We start from the raw sequence: 16610 nt of genomic DNA, 5'->3' as shown, positions 1-16610 counted from the left end.
GAAACGAAAGCCACGCCTGGTGGATAAGGACCTGGCCCGGTTTATCCGCAAGTACCATTACAAGCGATTACTGAACTTTAAACGATAAATATCTGGATTGTGCTGAAGGTTGCATTAACACATGATGTAGATCGTACACGGAAGAGTTACCAGTACGTTACCGGCGTTGTAAAGAATGCCATAAAAGGTAAACTGTCCGATGCATGGTACCACCTGACATCCAGGTTTAAAAAGGAGCCATACTGGAATATGTATGATATCGCAGCCCTTGAGGATTCCTACGGGGTGCGTTCTACCTTTTTCATGCTGGATGAAAGCATCAAGTTCAACCCTTTGAAGCCGGCCACATTCGCTTTGGCCAAAGGACGCTATGATCTGCTTGAACCCAAGATTCAAGAGGCAGTTCGTTACCTGGATGCCAATGGGTGGGAAATAGGATTGCACGGCTCTTTTCTTTCATATAACAACAAAGAATTGCTTGCAAAAGAAAAGGCCAGACTGGAATCTATCGTGGGCCACCCGGTATACGGTACCCGGCAACATCACCTGAATATGGATGATACCACCTGGAAGATCCATGAAGACCTCGGTTTTCAATATGACTCCACGTGGGGATCCAATTATCACATGGGTTGGGTGGATGGTAAGATAAAACCGTTCCATCCGCACAACAATACATTTACCGTATTTCCACTTTCCGTAATGGATGTGTGTTTTATGCCGGATCCCAAACGGTGGGAGAAACTCGATAAGTTGATGGATGAGGCGGAAGAGCATGATGCAGTCGTTGTAGTCAACTTCCATCAGCGGGTGTATAACGAAAAGGAATTTCCAGGTCACCGTGCCGCTTATATCCGGATCATTGAAAGTGCGTTGCAACGCAAAGGGGTGGTGGCACCGTTAAACCGTTTTTACGAGGAATATTCGGCCAAAACATCGGCCCCGGCTGTATGAAGATTTTTATTGACATAGGTCATCCCGCACACGTGCACTATTTCCGGAATTTCATCCGGGACATGGAAGCAAAAGGGCATTCTGTGGTGATCACCGCCAGGGATAAGGAAGTGGCGCTGACATTGTTGGACTATTATGGGTTTTCCTATACCAACCGGGGAAAGGGTAGAAGAGGAATGATTGGAAAACTGCTGTATATGCTAAAGGCAGATTGGCAGTTGCTGAAGGTGGCGCGTAAAACGAAACCTGATATCTTCATGAGTTTCGCATCGCCCTATGCCGCTCAGGTTGCATGGTTGATGGGAAAGCCCCACATCGCATTCGATGATACGGATCATAACCCGTTCTCGCATATGATGTACGTGCCATTCTCCAAAGCCATCATGACACCAAAGGTTTACCAGAAAGATCAGGGTAAATATCAGGTGAGGTTTGATGGTTTTATGGAACTGTGTTCCCTGCATCCCATGCGTTATAAGCCGGATCCCGGTGCGGAAAAGGACCTGGCAGCGCTGAAAAAGGAAGGAAGGTTCGTTCTGCTTCGCTTTGTGTCCTGGGAAGCCAGTCATGACATAGGTTTGGAGGGATTATCTCTTGAAGAAAAGTACGCACTTGTCAAAGGTTTGTCCAAACATGCCCGTGTGATCATTTCTTCCGAACAGGATCTGCCGGATGACCTGCAGCAGTATGCTTACAATGTGAACCCTGCGTATATGCACGATATCCTCAGAGAGGCCAGTCTCCTTGTCAGCGAAAGTCTGACCATGTCTGCGGAAGCAGTTTTTCTCGGAACGCCTTCCCTGTGTATCAGTACGGCACTTGCCGGAACCCTTGATGAGGAGGTAAGACTAGGATTGATCGAATTGTATAGAAAGCCACAGGGCCTGGTGGAAAGGGCGATTGAAATTGCCGGTCAGCTTGATTATAAGTCCGGCTTTGCCGATAAGGTGAAGGAAGTGGTGAAGGATAAGATTGATGTGACAGGCTTTATGGAATGGTTTGTCGAAAATTACCCGGAAAGTTTCGACATCATGAAGAAGGATCCGGATTATCAGAATCGATTCAAGTAATAGTGAAGTTGTCAATGAAAACACAAGTGATTTTTAACAAAAACCCTGACCCGAAGAAGTGGGATGATTTTGTGGTGGCGCATCCGTCAGGGAATATTTTCCAGACACCTGGAATGGTGGAGGTATATAAAAGGACACCGGGTTGTGAAGCCGGTGTCATCGCTGCTGAAGATAGCGAAGGAAATATCCTGGGTGTAATGGCCTATATGATTCTTGCCGAGTCCGGCCTGAAGAAGATCGTATCCACCCGGTCCATCGTTACCGGTGGCCCTCTGGTGAAAGACGATGACAACGATATTGCCCAACAACTTCTCTCCGAATATTGCCGGAACATACGGAGTAAAAAGGCCATCTACACGGAAGTCCGGAATTTGTTTGATATCAAAGCCCTCGATCCTGCCTTCAAGGCAGTCGGCTTTTCGTATGTAGATCATCTTACCATTCATAATGACCTGGAGCAGTCCGAGGAAGATATGAAGAAAGCCCTTCACCGTGGCCGGAACTCCAATATCAAGAGGGCACGGAACAAAGGCCTGGTGGTGAAGGAAATCAAAGGGGAAGAAGCCATCCGTGCCGGTCATATCCTCATACGTGATACCTACATCAAGATCGGTTTGCCCGCGCCGCATGAGAAACTCTTCCTCAATACTGCAGAAATCCTCGGAGATCGTGCGCGCATCGTAGGTTGCTATCACGGAGATATCCTCATCGGATGCCGGGTATATCTGCTTTTCAATGGAATGTCCTATGATTGGTATGCTGCCATTGACAGGGAACATTCAAACCTTAATGCAGCCGACCTCATGCCCTGGCTCATGATGCTTCAGCTCAAATCAGAAGGGATCAAGATATACGACTTTGCCGGTGCGGGAAAGCCAGATCAGGAGTATTCCGTGAGGGACTATAAACTCAAGTTTGGCGGTACACTTATGAACTTCGGCAGGTATTCTAAAATTCACAATCCGCTTCTTTACAGACTAGGTGTGTGGGGTCTTAAACTGTACAAATACGTCAGGTAAGATGCGTGTGTTGATTGACATAGGACACCCTGCACACGTCCATTACCTGAGGCATTTCGTCACGGAAATGCAACAGAAAGGGCATGAGGTACGGATCGTTTCCAGAGATAAGGAGGTCGCGTTAACCTTGCTTGATTATTACGGTTTTACCTATCACAACAGAGGAAAGGGTAAGAACGGTATGATCGGTAAGCTGCTGTATATTCTGTCGGCGGACTGGTTTCTGTTCAAACAAGCCAGGAAGTTTAGGCCGGATATCTATGTCAGCGCAGGGTCGATGTATGCAGCCCACGTGGCGTGGATTACCGGTAAACCACACATAGCTCTGGATGATACCGATCACAATGCCTTTCAGCACATGCTGTACACGCCTTTTACGCGCGCCATTCTCACGCCAAAGGTTTTCCAGAAGGACTTTGGAAAAAAGCACCTGAGGTTCGATGGATTCCTGGAGTTGGGATCATTGCACCCCAATAGGTATGTGCCGGATACAAGCCATGCCAAGGAGATTCTTAAAGATTCCGGCAAGGACCGCTACGTGATCCTGCGCTTTGTTTCCTGGAATGCCAGTCATGACATCGGTCTGAAAGGACTGACCATGGATGATAAATACCGGCTGGTGAAAGAGCTATCCAGATATGCGAAGGTGGTGATCAGTTCCGAGAAAACGTTGCCTGATGATCTGCAGCAATATGCCTTCAGGGTTCATCCGGCACTGATGCATCACGTGCTGCACGGTGCAGCTTTATTGGTGAGCGAAAGTCTCACCATGTCTGCCGAGGCCGCTTTTCTGGGAACCCCTGCCTTATGTATCAGCACGGCACAGGCCGGAACGCTGGACGAGGAAGTCAGACTGGGATTGATCGAGCTGTTCCGGGAAAGCGACGGATTGGTGGAAAGGGCCATAAGCCTGGTACAGGATTCTCAATATAAGGAGAAATACAGGTTGAAATCAGCAGAGGTCATGAAGGAATTGGTTGATCTGACCGCCCTGATGGTGTGGTTTGTCGAAGAATTTCCGAAAAGCATGAATGAATTAGGCGAAAATCCTGATAAACAGAAAAATTTTAAGGTAAATTTGCGCGTAAGTGAGCCGATAAAGTTGCCAAATGAATAACGAGATTTTATGACCAGGGATTTTACATTGAGATCCTATGAGCGGCTATTATCAAGCCTGCTGGAGAACGGTTATCGCTTTCTTACCTTCGAAGAATATCTGGAGAAAGGGTTGGAAGGTAAGCAAGTGATCTTGCGTCATGATGTGGATGATCTTCCGGAGAATTCTCACAGGACGGCCATCATTGAACATCAATTGGGAATCAAGGGTGTTTATTATTTCCGTATCGTACGCCAAAGCAATCATCCGAATGTGATCCGAGATATCGCCGCATTAGGGCATGAGATCGGTTATCACTATGAAGATTTGGCCCTGGCCCGTGGCGATATGCAAAAGGCCATTAAAAAGTTTGAAGATAACCTGAACTATTTCCGGGAGTATTATCTGGTGAAAACCATATGCATGCATGGAAGTCCCAGAAGCAGATGGGACAACCGGAAGGTATGGGAAAAGTACAATTACAGGGATTTCGGAATATCAGGAGAGCCTTACCTTGATCTGGATTTTAACAAGTTTGCCTATCTCACGGATACCGGCAGAACCTGGAACGGCGCATTGGTAAGCGTGAGGGACAAGGTCTCTTCCCCGCATCAACTCAACTTTGCCAGAACAGACCAGATCATTGAAAATGTGAAAACCCTTCCCGATCATCTGATGATTACCGTCCACCCGCAACGTTGGAATGATGGCCTTCTGCTCTGGACAAAGGAATTGATCTTTCAGAATCTGAAGAATCTGATCAAACGGATCATTATTCGTCAACCTGCACCACCCACTGCCTAAGTGAATGGATAAATGAAACGGACATGTGTGGAATCGCAGGAATAGCAAACTTTTCAGATCGCCCGGTTGAGCCCGATCATGTGAAGGGCATGATGCAAAGCATCAAGCACCGTGGCCCGGATGACGAGGGTACCCTGTTCAAAGACCACATCGGTCTGGGACATGTGCGTCTGAGTATCATCGATCTGTCTGCCGCAGGGCATCAGCCCATGTTCAGCGAGGATAACCGCTATGCCATTGTATTTAACGGCGAGATTTATAATTATCTCGAACTGAAGGAAGAATTGAAAGGCAAGTATTCGTTCCGCTCTAAAACGGATACGGAGGTGCTATTGGCCGCCTACCGTGAGTGGGGCGCGGATTGTCTGCCGAAACTGAATGGCGACTTTGCCTTTGCGATCTATGACAGCCAGGAAAAACTTTTATTTGGTGCCCGTGACCGCTTCGGTATCAAGCCGTATTATTATCATAAAAACGAAGAGCGGCTGATATTTGCTTCGGAGATCAAAGCGATTGTTCCGCTTCTGGATCAACCGAAGCCGAACGACAAGGCCCTGTACGAATACCTTGTATATAACCGAAGCGATCAGTCGGATGAAACCTTCTTCGACTCGGTGTACAAATTGAAGCACGGCCACTATTTTACGGTAAAGAATGGCCGTTTCGAAACAAAGCAATGGTACAACCTGCCCGATCAGGTGCACTATCCGACTTCCATGACCACGGAAGAATACCGGGAGGAATTCCGGAAATCCATTGGTCTGCGGTTGCGAAGTGATGTGCCCCTTGGCGTATGCCTGAGTGGTGGAATTGACTCTTCCGCAACGACGTCCATGTTGTACCATGATTTCGGTCTGAAGGAGGTCAATACCTTTTCGGCTGTTTTTGAAAAGGGATCCTGGGCGGATGAAAGTCCGTTCATCAAGGCCTTCAGCCCGGAACTGAAGAACATGTTTTACACCCAGCCCACGGCGGATACTTTCTATAATGAGTTTAAGAATTTTGTGCGCTCGCAATGTGAGCCCATTCCGGGTGTAAGTCCCTATTCCCAATACAAGGTGATGCAGCTGGCCAGCGGACATGTGAAGGTGACATTGGATGGACAAGGTGCCGATGAAATGCTGGGCGGCTACAATTATTTCTATGGCGGCTATTTCAAAGAATTGTTGAAAGGGCTGAAACTGATGACACTTGCCAGGGAGATGGTTGGGTACTATAAGCAAAACCCGTCCAAGGAAGCATATAAATATTTTGTGTTCTACAGTCTGCCATCCGGGTTGAAGAAATCTGCCAGCCGCAAGACTTACGGAAGCATTTCTTCTGATTTCTTTGGTAGATATAAAGACGTTTCTACCATTTCTTCCGATCTGTATGATCCGGCGTCGCTCCACCAGTCTTTCTTACAACATTTTGAGCATAAGCTGGAACACCTGCTTAAATGGGACGACCTGAATGCCATGAGTTTTTCCATTGAATCCCGGGTGCCTTTTCTGGATCATAACCTGGTGGAAAAAACATTGTCCCTGCCTCCGAACCGGATCATGAAGAATGGGGTGAGCAAGTATATTCTACGGGAAGCGGTGAAGGATATTCTTCCGCCGGCCATTTACAACCGGCGTGACAAGAAAGGCTTCACCACTCCATCCGACGCCTGGTTCCGTACGGCACAGTTCAAAGAGTATATTCAGGGTATGCTGCACGCCGACAGTTTCCGTCAACGTGGATATTTTGATGTGGATGACTGCATCAGGAAGTACCAGGCGCACCTTGATGGCAGTGGAAATTTTTCGAAAGACATTTGGAAATGGATCAACCTTGAAGTGTGGTTCCAAACCTTCATTGATCGTTAACCCCTTCTATTATGATATTTAACTCCTTTATCTTTTTTATTTTTCTGGGGGTTGCGCTACCGGTTTACTATGCGCTCCGGAGCACACAGAGCCGCAACATCTTCCTGCTCCTCGCCAGCTATTTCTTTTACGGTTATTGGGATTGGCGGTTTTGTTCGTTGCTTGCTTTCACCACGATTGTAGATTACTTCATAGGGGATCAGATTTTTAAGACCGACGATGCCGGCAAAAGAAAACGCCTGCTGATCGTAAGTCTGGTGGTGAATCTGGGCATCCTCGGTTTCTTCAAGTACTTCAATTTCTTTGTGGAGAATTTTCAGGAATTGAGCACTGCGATTGGCATTCCGCTCGACTTTGTTCACCTGAACATCATCTTGCCGGTAGGCTTGTCCTTTTACGTTTTTCATAATCTGTCGTACATCGTTGATATCTACCGGAAAAAGATAGAGCCCTGCAGAGACATTGTGGTTTTCGGCCTTTTTGTGACCTTCTTTCCGCAGCTCGTCGCCGGTCCGATCGGCCGTGCAAGCTTTCTGCTCCCACAGCTCAGCAAGCGGATGGTGGCAACCACGCATCAGGTGAAACAGGGTATTGTGCTCATTACGATGGGTTTGTTCAGAAAGGTGATGATCGGGGACACCACCGGCCGTTATGTGGACCATATATTTGAACACCTGGAGGTGTACAATTCCGTGGAGATCATATGTGCGATCGTGTTGTTCGCTGTGCAGATCTATGCCGACTTCTCCGGGTACAGTCTGATCGCCCGCGGTACTTCCAAATTATTCGGTGTGGAGTTGATGAAGAATTTTGAACAGCCATACCTTTCGAGAAATATCACGGAGTTCTGGCGCCGTTGGCACATCTCCCTGTCTTCCTGGCTGCGCGACTACCTGTATATTTCATTAGGTGGTAACCGGAAGGGAGCAGTCAGGACCTATGTCAATCTAATGCTAACCATGTTATTGGGTGGGTTGTGGCATGGAGCCAGCTGGAACTTTGTGGTTTGGGGTGGTCTTCACGGTCTGTACCTTGTGATACATAAACTGTTTACCGGTGATCGGCGTATTGCCGCAGAGAACAAATGGCCGTTTGGGATAAAGGACTGGATGAATGTGATCTTTACCAATGTACTTGTGCTGTTTGCCTGGATATTCTTCAGGTCAACTTCATGGGAAACCACGCGCATCCTGTTTTCCAGGATATGGCATTGGGAATCCAGTGAGTATTCGTTGTGGTTCATCGGTACCACCCTGACATATTTATTGCTGACCCTGGCTCTTGACTTGTTTGCATATGCATCGGGTAAACATACTTATCTGCTCAGGATAAAATCTGCTCCGCTTAGGCATGGCATCATGGCGGCTACGTTGATATTTACCTTGTTCTATCTCTTCCAGTCAAACCCCATGCCCTTTATTTATTTTAAATTCTAGCGGCGCAAAAGAATGATGAAAAGGATCAAATCCATATGCTTGTTCGGACTCGGCTTTGCCGGTGTGGGCCTTGTGTTTGAGCTACTACTTCGTTTCGGCGGGATTATGACGCCGTTGCTGACCATTGATCCACAACGGGGTGAACGTTACCTCGCCAATCAGATGTGTTGTTCGTTATTCAATTACGAAGGTTTTGGCTTGGCTGCCACCAATTCACAAGGCTGGTTCGGACCGGAGTTTCATGACAGCGGCGATCAGGAGATTTCCCTAGCTGTACTGGGAAATAGCTTCATTGCAGCGCGGCAGGTTTTTTACCGGCATAACTTCATGTCATTGTCGGAAGAGGCTCTGAAGGAAACACACCCGGATTTGCACATCTTTAATTTCGGTAAAGAAACAATGCCGTTGAGGGAAAGCCTGTACCTGAAGGAGGAACTGGATTCCATGTATCACCCGGACTATTTTGTGGTTTTTATCAATATCAGAAGTCTGGGTAATGAAGGACGATATATTCCTTACTATGAATTGCAGAACGGTCAATTGTCCCTCAACACAGATTTTCGGAATAAGGCTTTTGTAAAGCAGTACCATAACTTTGCGCCACTTGCTCAATCTTCTCTGGTTTTCCTTGCTTATCGTGCCAAGAATCATCTGCCGGAATATAAACAGATCCTGTTCGACAAGTTTTATACCCCGGATACAACTGATATGGTGGTGGATACCATACGACCTATTGATGAAGTGGATGAGGCGGTGATCAGGGAGTTCAGTAAGGACCCAAGGGTGATTTTTCTCCTGGATATTCACCCCATTACAAAAGAGAAGATTCTGAATATGGTTGGGAATTCTCCCGTCATAGATGTTAAGCCCGGCCTTGAGCAGCTGAGAAAGCAAGGCATCGATCCGTATTACTGGAAGATCAGCAAGGAGACGGGGCACTGGAATCACAAAGCCCATCAGGTGATTGCCCGAACGTTTACAGAGGAAATCAAGCGGATTGTAGATAAGGAATGAGCATCTATAATAAAATAAGAAGGGCCGTCGCCAAAAAGGTGGTCAACCGGAAGAAGCATCTGCAGCTAAAAGAGGCCATTATCACCTTTACATTTGATGATGTACCTGAGACGGGATTTACCGCCGGCCTGCCCATTTTGCAGAAATATGGTTTCAAGTCAACCTTTTATGTAGCATTGGGTTTTATGGACCACCCGGTTGAAGGTGGGGTAAGATATACCCCGGAACACCTGAAGATGGTGGTGGATGATCAAAGTGAACTGGCGTGCCATACATACGGACACATCCATTGTTATCAGAGTAGCAAGGCCACCATAGAAAAGGATTTGTCAAAGAACAGCCAACGGATCAATGAAGTGATACCCGGTTACCGCTTTAAGAATTTCTCATACCCTTTTGGGGAGCAGACCATCGCCGCAAAGCAGGTGGTCAGAAATAAGTTCAGAACAGGCCGTGGTGTGAACAGCGGTATCAATCATGGTCAGATCGATTTGATCAACCTGCACGCATACCAGATCGGTACCAACATTACCCCGGATCAGGGTCGTGCACTGATTGATGAAGCAATCAGACTGAAAGGCTGGCTTATCTTTTTTACCCATGATGTTCAGAAAGATCACTCATTATATGGTTGTACACCTGAGCTTCTTGACAGTGTCGCTGCGTATTGTTCAGAAAAAAAATGTTCTGTGCTGACCATGGATGAGGCAATCAGCAGGATAGAAGGCCGTTGAATAGATAAACAAGCAGTATTCCCTCATGGGATTCACATTTTCGCATCCGGCATTAATCGTCCCCTTTAAGTATGTACCCCGACGTTGGTACTCGGTCACTGGTCTGATTGCGGGAAGCATTGCGCCGGACTTCGAATACTTTTTACGGCTAGATAGCCAGGGCGCGTTCAGTCACACCATTCCTGGTATGTTCCTGATGGATATTCCAATGGCCATCGGTTTGGCATTGGTTTTTCACCTGGTGGTTCGCGATCAGCTCATTCTGAACATACCCCGGGCGTTCCGTCAGAGATTTGAGATTTATTTTCAATCCGATTGGTGGAACTACCTTAAAAGAAATATCATACTGGTGATTTTTTCTGTATTGATAGGGGTGATGACCCATCTTTTGTGGGATAGTTTTACCGCGATGAATGGACATTTTGTTAAACGTATCCCTTTTCTGACGCAACAATGGAATATTCTCGGTCTGGATATATATGTCTACAAAGTCCTGAAGCATGTCAGTTCGGTAGTGGGAGGGATGGTGGTGCTGTATCAATTATTACGGCTACCCAAAAAAAATACACTTATTAAAAATGTGGATGGCAGATATTGGGTCACGATGGTAAGCATCTTTGTCATCATTGTGATATTCTACCTGCTGCCTATATTTCACATGCCTTCCATCAATGTTTTTGTGAAAAGAATGATCACAGCAGGTTTGGCTGCCCTGGTTCTTGCATCCCTATACCACCGAAAAAAGCAGAATCAATAACCCCGTCCTCCTTCCTTGATCACCCTCTTTCGTTGTCCTGCAATGATTACGTCCCTGAATGGGAAAGTAAAAAAAGTTATTAAGATGATTCGAAATTGCAGTGGAAATACGTAGAGTATTTATATATTGGAGCATGCTGCCAGAGATGGAAGTTGGGTAAAACCCCGAAACATAACATGTAACCCGTGGAACAAACGCCACGTATTATATGACGGTTATTGGGTAATTAGTTTCTATCTCTAAATCTTGAAGGCATGAAAACACTAGCTTGTTTAGCAGGGGCATTGTGTGTCCTGTTTGCTGGGAACGTGAACGCGACGACTTACTATGTAAGTCCAAACGGAGATAACGCGAGTTCCGGTTTGACGAAGGATCAGCCGTGGAGAACAATCTCTTATGCAGCGGGGAGTTCATCTCCGGTTACCGCTGGCGATAAGGTATATGTGAAAGCGGGTAATTACGGAAGTGAGTACATTAGTTTTGCGAAAAGTGGGACGGTAAATAATCCCATCGTATTTGAAGGTTATCAGAATACACCGGGCGATGCACCGGATCTGAACTTTCAAATGGGCGACGCGCTGAATGCATCGGTGATGCCCCTGTTAGACGGAGGTAACAGAGGCAATTATAAAATCGGGATGAATCTTCCCGGCCGTTCATACATCGTGATCAGAAATTTCCAGATTACCAATTATTCTTATGGTGTGAATACGGGCAATGCTCACCACCTTGTCCTCGACAACATCATTACCATGTACACCGGTGCAATCAATGATTCCTACTCTGGACGGGGCATCCAGTTAGGTTCTTGGAGCACCGCGGTGTCCAGTGATAATGTGGTCAGCAATTGTATCGTGGTGAATTCCGCTGCAGAAGGACTGAGTATCAATGGTCATAATAACAAGGTGACCAATTGCAAAGTCTATTGCAATGAAGGCGTGATCGGCTCAGGCAACAATGCCGCCACCGATTATTACCTGCTCGTTGATGGTAACAACAACGAGATCACTGATTGTTATGTGGAAAGGATCGGAGATCTGGCCCACTACGGACACGGAATCGGTGCGAAATGGGACTGTGAGTACAATGTGTTTACAAACTGCACTGCAGTGAATATGACGGAAGATTTTTATGTCCGTCACCGCGGTGCAAAGTATAACATCTTTGTCGGATGCCATGCCATTAACGGTCGTGCCTTTGTGGTGCGTGATGGTGCCAGTTTCAACAGATTTATCGATTGCCGTGCAGATGATGTGAAATCGGGAATCCGTTTCATGGATACCACTGAAGATGGTGGAGCGCAATATGCCGGACGTCATAATACATTTGAGAATTGCATCATCAACAAGGCATACCTCGGCGTTCACTTTGATGATTACGACCAGGTATCACCGGCAGACAGCAACACCATTGCATTCTGTATCTTCAACAGGGTAGACTATCTGTTCTACTGCGGAAGACCAAACTCAAACAATGAGATGCTCAATTGCATCGTCACCAATTCAGGAAGCTTAAAAGCAGGAAGTTATGCATTGAACTTTGACTACGCCCATTCGGCATTTTATGGTAATTCTTTTACAACTCCATCGGGAACAGGAAACATGACTTCAAACCCGATGTTTGTTAATGAGTCAACCGGTGATTTTCACATCCAGGCAGGCAGCCCTTGTATTGATAATGGTATAGAGGCACCATTCGTTGAAGAGGACTTTGACGGAGAGGTTCGCCCTTATGGAAGTGGCTATGACATCGGTGCTTTTGAGTATCATCCTCAGGTTCCGTTCTCAGCAACCACCAAATCAAGCAATGTGACTTGCTATGGTGCCAGCAACGGAAGTGCTTCGGCTGTTCCTGCCGGTGGTGCTCAGCCCTACACTTATGAGTGGAGCAACGGTGAAACAACCTCGGCCATTACCGGGTTGACCTCCGGTTACTATTATGTGACCATCAACGATAACAACGGATCGTTCATCAGCTTATCCGTTCATATCGGACAACCGGCACAACTTCTGATCAATAACATGGGTGTGGTGGATGCTACTAACTGTGATGCGACCAACGGTAAGGTGACGGTATCCGCAACCGGCGGGATGACCTCTTCTTCTTACACTTATAAATGGAACACCAGTCCGGTGCAGAAAACGGCGACCGCTACTGGATTGACACCAGGTCAATATACCGTTACGGTGACCGATGTTAACGGATGTTCCGTTCAGGGAACTGCAACGGTGAAGGGACCGGATCCGCTCATGATCGCTGATGTAGTGGCGGTGAATGCCAGCAATTGCAGTGCCAGCAATGGTAAACTGACTGCACTCGTTGAAGGTGGTTCGGCCTCCTATTCTTATCTGTGGAATACCACACCGGCACAAACTACTGCAACCGCTACCGGCCTGACCCCGGGTACCTATTCCGTGGTCGTTACCGATGCCTACGGTTGCATTGTACAGGCCACGGCTTCCGTGGATGGTCCTGCTCCTTTGGTGATCAGCAACCTCAACGTGACCGATGCTTCCAACTGTGAAGGCAACAATGGTAAAGTGAGTGTATCTGTGGCAGGAGGCAGTTCGGCCTATTCATTCACATGGGATACCAATCCGGTACAAACCACATCAACTGCAACAGGATTGCATCCCGGCGACTATAGCGTGGTGATTATCGATGCCAACGGTTGTAGCGTAACGGCTTCGGCTACTGTTCAAGGGCGCAAACCACTGGTGATTAATAAAATCAGCAGTGAAGCTTCCACCAACTGTGATGCCAGCGACGGTACCGCCAGTGTTATCGCTTCAGGTGGTGCAGGTGGCACCTACATGTACGAGTGGGATACCAATCCCGTTCAAACTGCAGCTACGGCCACCGGTTTGTATCCTGGTGTATATACGGTTACCGTGACCGATGCTCAAGGCTGCAAAGCCCTGGCCACTGATACCGTTGCCTGTTCTATTACAACCGGTTCGGACCAACCGTTAAGTGCAACCTTGTACAACGTGTTTCCTAATCCGGTGCGTGATCGGGTAATGGTGAAGGCAGGTGTTGAAATTCAAGCGGTTTCTGTCATCACTACAACCGGACAAACTGTGTACGAACTTGAGGTGAATGGTCAGAAGGAAGTTTCCATTGACCTGAATGCACTTAACCTCAGTCCCGGCATTTATTTCCTGAATATACGCAACGACGAAGGGGTCAAGGCCCATCGCATTGTCAAAGAGTAATATTCAAAGGTTAATTGTTTGTTATACTTGGTCAGAGGCCCGAAAGGACCTCTGACCTTTTTTTATAACCGGCTCTGTGCAGAGATAACCGGCTATCCGTATTGACTTATCTGCTAACAGTTATAGCAGAAAACATCAACCTTCCTTTTTCACCGATCCGTTGATAGGTGACCTATGATGTTTATCAAACCATGCTTTGAGGTAGGTCATCAGGATACATTGTGACTTTGTGAACCTTTGCAATTCATCAAACCCCGAAGTATGAATAAACCAAACCCCGTCAACCGGAAAGCAGGCAGTTTAAAACTTGTTGTATTAACCGGCTTGATGTTATGCGGCCAGAATCATTCTTTATTCGCTCAGAAATATGCCCCGATTGAAGATGTGGACATTATCAAACGGCATGTGAAGGTATTGCAGAAAGAGCGTCCTCACGCATTTGATCAGCTGAGGATAGGGAATGTCTATCAGATCAATGACCATCATTCAAAAATAACATTCTATGAAAATGGGGTGTACAATGAGGCGGTGGTCAATTCCGGCCGTAAGGATATGTTGCTGGTGGCCATATTTCAGGAAATCCTGCCAGCAGATTTACCATCAGTTGTAAGCGATGCTTTTAAGGAAGATGGCAGGGATGGTCAGGAAATCATGAAAAGCTTTAAAGTGACCACGCCATCCGGAGGGTGGTTTTATTGCCTGGAAGTAACGGAAGACGGAAGGAAGAAAAGGATTTATCTGGATGAATTAGGACGTTATCATGATTCACCCTACTGATTTTTTACCCCCTAAACCAAAACGGATGAAAGTACAGATCAATACAGGAGGAATGATCAGGGGAAGTCAGGCATTCAATGCATCGCTGACTGACCTGATCTCGGAAAAATTAAAAAGATTCGATCCCTATGTGACCAGGATTGAGTGTTACCTCAAGGATGTGGATGGCGCAAAAAACGGACTGGATGACAAGCGCTGTGCATTGGAGGCACGTGTGGAAGGAATGCAACCTTTTGCCGTTGTAAGCAGTGCGGATTCGTATGACCGGGCAGTTGCTGAAGCCCTGGCCAGACTGGAAGCATCTCTGGGTTCGGTGATCGGAAAATTAACGAAGCACCGGGTGTAGCTCACCCCATCAACCAAACAATCAGTACACTCACCCCGAATCCGAAAATCATGTAAAAAATCAGACTGAAAACACCGGCCAGCAGGGCCCTTATGATGCTCCATAATTTATAGGAACGGTGAAGTGACAGGATGGAGATAAAAGTATAGGCCACCAGGAAACCCAACTGCACAGCCTTGGGCACGGGGTAAATGTAAACGGTGGTGATCATTTCCAGGGTGCCGGCCAGGATGTACACACCGCTGATATAAAAACCTACCGCTGTGTATTCTGCAAGGTTATATGCTTTCGGGAAAAACATTTTATGAAACAACCCCAGCACGAGGGCCAGAATAAACATGATATGGTTGATATATGCCACCATGAAGTAGGAAGCCTTTTTCATCATTGCGCCTATCGGGCGGGCATCGGCACTGGCATTTTCAAAGGAACCCTCCAGCGGATCATAGTGCAGCAGCGACCTGATCACCAGGTATAGCAGCGTACATAAAACAAAAAAGGGGAGGGGCTTGTAATACGTCTTTCGTCTGCCCCCGAGAAATTCTCTGTAAAGCCTTCCGGGATTTGTGATCAGCCATTTCAATGTTTGCGGCAACGGCCCGTCGATCAGAAACAACGTGCTCAAAAAATCGGCGATGGTATCCCGAAAGGTGATCCGCCCGAGGTCGCCACGCTGGCCACAGGAAGCACAAAACTTCCCCGTTACTTCCTGTCCGCAATTGAGACATTTCATGAAGGAAAGGTAGGAATATTCAGCATACAGCAACAGCATACAGCATACAGGGAAAAACAGCAGTTTACATTCAGTATGCAGCATGCTCTTTTACTCTTCGGGCCACTTTACATATACCGTCTGGTAAGCCCAATCTTCCCAGGTAATGCGAAGTGAATCAGGATCCGAAACATCAAACTTTCCACGACTGATGTAATCGTTATAATATACGATCAGGCAATCCTTGCGAACCTCAAAAGGCATATCGCCATCACCATCATAATCTACAATGTAAAATGATTTCCCGGTCCACCAGAAATCTGCATGCGGACCATTGGGATCCGTCGTCCAGATGCCAAAGAAGTTGGAGGTGTCGTAGGGGCAGTCTATAATGGAACTTGTGTCCGGCCTGTCGATGTTTTCGATGTCAGGGTTATCGGTATTTGCTTCAGAAATGTGGTAGATGCGATCTTTCGTCTTATCCGCCAGCTCATTGAACGGTTTTTCCCGGACGGGAGTTGTTGGTTCAACGGGTAGTGTGTTCCCGTTATTCCCACTGGTGCATGCGTAGGTGAAAGCAATAAGAGTAAACAGAATTTCCCGGAAGGTCTTATTGGATGTAGGTTTCATGAGGTCGAATATATGCAACCCATAATAAACACAACCTTGATCATCCATGGTTATCCCAAACTATGCAATAGAAAATCTTCTATTGCATAGCGATTAAGAAAATCAACCTTTCCGGCCCATACTTCGTGCATCCGAAAAGTGATTTTCTAAATCGGGATAACCCCAACTAAATACAGATAGTTCGGCTCGTTCCTCA

The 16610-nt window shown here is 46.8% G+C and carries 15 protein-coding genes; 13 read left to right on the top strand and 2 right to left on the bottom strand.

Annotation, left to right across the window (positions count from 1 at the left end; genetic code table 11):
- Positions 1 to 99 precede the first annotated feature (99 nt).
- From KDD36_11175 to KDD36_11115, 13 genes are all read left to right on the top strand, one after another.
- Positions 100 to 954, top strand: coding sequence for a polysaccharide deacetylase family protein (locus KDD36_11175; protein MCB0397210.1), 855 nt, complete (start codon positions 100 to 102; stop codon positions 952 to 954).
- Positions 951 to 2024, top strand: a complete 1074-nt coding sequence (locus tag KDD36_11170; GenBank protein MCB0397209.1) for a DUF354 domain-containing protein — start codon at positions 951 to 953, stop codon at positions 2022 to 2024. Before KDD36_11175 ends, KDD36_11170 begins: the two co-directional genes overlap by 4 nt.
- 14 nt (positions 2025 to 2038) lie before the next feature.
- Positions 2039 to 3043 (top strand): peptidoglycan bridge formation glycyltransferase FemA/FemB family protein, encoded by a 1005-nt coding sequence (locus tag KDD36_11165; protein ID MCB0397208.1) that lies wholly within the window; start codon positions 2039 to 2041, stop codon positions 3041 to 3043.
- Between the two features lies 1 nt (position 3044).
- Complete coding sequence (locus KDD36_11160; protein ID MCB0397207.1) at positions 3045 to 4160, top strand: DUF354 domain-containing protein; 1116 nt, start codon at positions 3045 to 3047, stop codon at positions 4158 to 4160.
- Between the two features lie 9 nt (positions 4161 to 4169).
- Entirely contained in the window at positions 4170 to 4943 is a 774-nt protein-coding gene (locus KDD36_11155; GenBank protein ID MCB0397206.1) for a hypothetical protein, read from the top strand.
- A gap of 23 nt (positions 4944 to 4966) precedes the next feature.
- Positions 4967 to 6793: an asparagine synthase (glutamine-hydrolyzing) gene (gene asnB / locus KDD36_11150; GenBank protein ID MCB0397205.1), complete on the top strand. Its 1827-nt coding sequence runs from the start codon at positions 4967 to 4969 to the stop codon at positions 6791 to 6793.
- A gap of 11 nt (positions 6794 to 6804) precedes the next feature.
- A complete protein-coding gene (locus KDD36_11145; protein MCB0397204.1) occupies positions 6805 to 8229 on the top strand; it encodes an MBOAT family protein in 1425 nt (474 codons plus the stop codon).
- A 12-nt stretch (positions 8230 to 8241) separates the two neighbouring features.
- Positions 8242 to 9243: a hypothetical protein gene (locus tag KDD36_11140; protein MCB0397203.1), complete on the top strand. Its 1002-nt coding sequence runs from the start codon at positions 8242 to 8244 to the stop codon at positions 9241 to 9243.
- Positions 9240 to 9977 (top strand): polysaccharide deacetylase family protein, encoded by a 738-nt coding sequence (locus tag KDD36_11135; GenBank protein MCB0397202.1) that lies wholly within the window; start codon positions 9240 to 9242, stop codon positions 9975 to 9977. The genes KDD36_11140 and KDD36_11135 overlap by 4 nt, the downstream gene beginning before the upstream one ends.
- A 25-nt stretch (positions 9978 to 10002) precedes the next feature.
- Entirely contained in the window at positions 10003 to 10734 is a 732-nt protein-coding gene (locus KDD36_11130; protein MCB0397201.1) for a DUF4184 family protein, read from the top strand.
- 254 nt (positions 10735 to 10988) lie between these two features.
- Entirely contained in the window at positions 10989 to 13949 is a 2961-nt protein-coding gene (locus KDD36_11125; protein MCB0397200.1) for a T9SS type A sorting domain-containing protein, read from the top strand.
- Positions 13950 to 14210: 261 nt separating this feature from the next.
- Positions 14211 to 14726, top strand: coding sequence for a hypothetical protein (locus KDD36_11120; GenBank protein ID MCB0397199.1), 516 nt, complete (start codon positions 14211 to 14213; stop codon positions 14724 to 14726).
- A 25-nt stretch (positions 14727 to 14751) separates the two neighbouring features.
- Complete coding sequence (locus KDD36_11115; GenBank protein MCB0397198.1) at positions 14752 to 15072, top strand: HPF/RaiA family ribosome-associated protein; 321 nt, start codon at positions 14752 to 14754, stop codon at positions 15070 to 15072.
- Position 15073: 1 nt separating this feature from the next.
- Here the strand turns inward: KDD36_11115 and KDD36_11110 are convergent, their stop codons facing one another.
- Both KDD36_11110 and KDD36_11105 read right to left on the bottom strand, forming a co-directional pair.
- Positions 15074 to 15805 carry a DUF3667 domain-containing protein gene (locus tag KDD36_11110; protein ID MCB0397197.1) on the bottom strand — a complete coding sequence of 244 codons (732 nt, stop codon included), beginning with the start codon at positions 15803 to 15805 and terminating at the stop codon, positions 15074 to 15076.
- A gap of 90 nt (positions 15806 to 15895) precedes the next feature.
- On the bottom strand, positions 15896 to 16414 hold the full coding sequence (locus KDD36_11105) for a hypothetical protein (GenBank protein MCB0397196.1): 519 nt from the start codon (positions 16412 to 16414) through the stop codon (positions 15896 to 15898).
- Positions 16415 to 16610 lie beyond the last annotated feature (196 nt).

Source organism: Flavobacteriales bacterium (assembly GCA_020435415.1).
In the GTDB taxonomy this organism is placed as follows: domain Bacteria; phylum Bacteroidota; class Bacteroidia; order JACJYZ01; family JACJYZ01; genus JACJYZ01.
This window is presented reverse-complemented; position numbering and strand designations above follow the sequence as displayed.

Excerpts from the sequence above, each read along its gene's own strand:
- KDD36_11110 (MCB0397197.1), bottom strand. The coding sequence starts at position 15,805 with ATGAAATGTCTCAATTGCGGACAGGAAGTAACGGGGAAGTTTTGTGCT.
- KDD36_11125 (MCB0397200.1), top strand. The coding sequence starts at position 10,989 with ATGAAAACACTAGCTTGTTTAGCAGGGGCATTGTGTGTCCTGTTTGCT.
- KDD36_11165 (MCB0397208.1), top strand. The coding sequence starts at position 2,039 with ATGAAAACACAAGTGATTTTTAACAAAAACCCTGACCCGAAGAAGTGG.
- KDD36_11135 (MCB0397202.1), top strand. The coding sequence starts at position 9,240 with ATGAGCATCTATAATAAAATAAGAAGGGCCGTCGCCAAAAAGGTGGTC.
- KDD36_11115 (MCB0397198.1), top strand. The coding sequence starts at position 14,752 with ATGAAAGTACAGATCAATACAGGAGGAATGATCAGGGGAAGTCAGGCA.
- KDD36_11160 (MCB0397207.1), top strand. The coding sequence starts at position 3,045 with ATGCGTGTGTTGATTGACATAGGACACCCTGCACACGTCCATTACCTG.
- KDD36_11170 (MCB0397209.1), top strand. The coding sequence starts at position 951 with ATGAAGATTTTTATTGACATAGGTCATCCCGCACACGTGCACTATTTC.
- KDD36_11105 (MCB0397196.1), bottom strand. The coding sequence starts at position 16,414 with ATGAAACCTACATCCAATAAGACCTTCCGGGAAATTCTGTTTACTCTT.
- KDD36_11120 (MCB0397199.1), top strand. The coding sequence starts at position 14,211 with ATGAATAAACCAAACCCCGTCAACCGGAAAGCAGGCAGTTTAAAACTT.
- KDD36_11155 (MCB0397206.1), top strand. The coding sequence starts at position 4,170 with ATGACCAGGGATTTTACATTGAGATCCTATGAGCGGCTATTATCAAGC.
- KDD36_11140 (MCB0397203.1), top strand. The coding sequence starts at position 8,242 with ATGATGAAAAGGATCAAATCCATATGCTTGTTCGGACTCGGCTTTGCC.
- KDD36_11145 (MCB0397204.1), top strand. The coding sequence starts at position 6,805 with ATGATATTTAACTCCTTTATCTTTTTTATTTTTCTGGGGGTTGCGCTA.
- KDD36_11130 (MCB0397201.1), top strand. The coding sequence starts at position 10,003 with ATGGGATTCACATTTTCGCATCCGGCATTAATCGTCCCCTTTAAGTAT.
- asnB (MCB0397205.1), top strand. The coding sequence starts at position 4,967 with ATGTGTGGAATCGCAGGAATAGCAAACTTTTCAGATCGCCCGGTTGAG.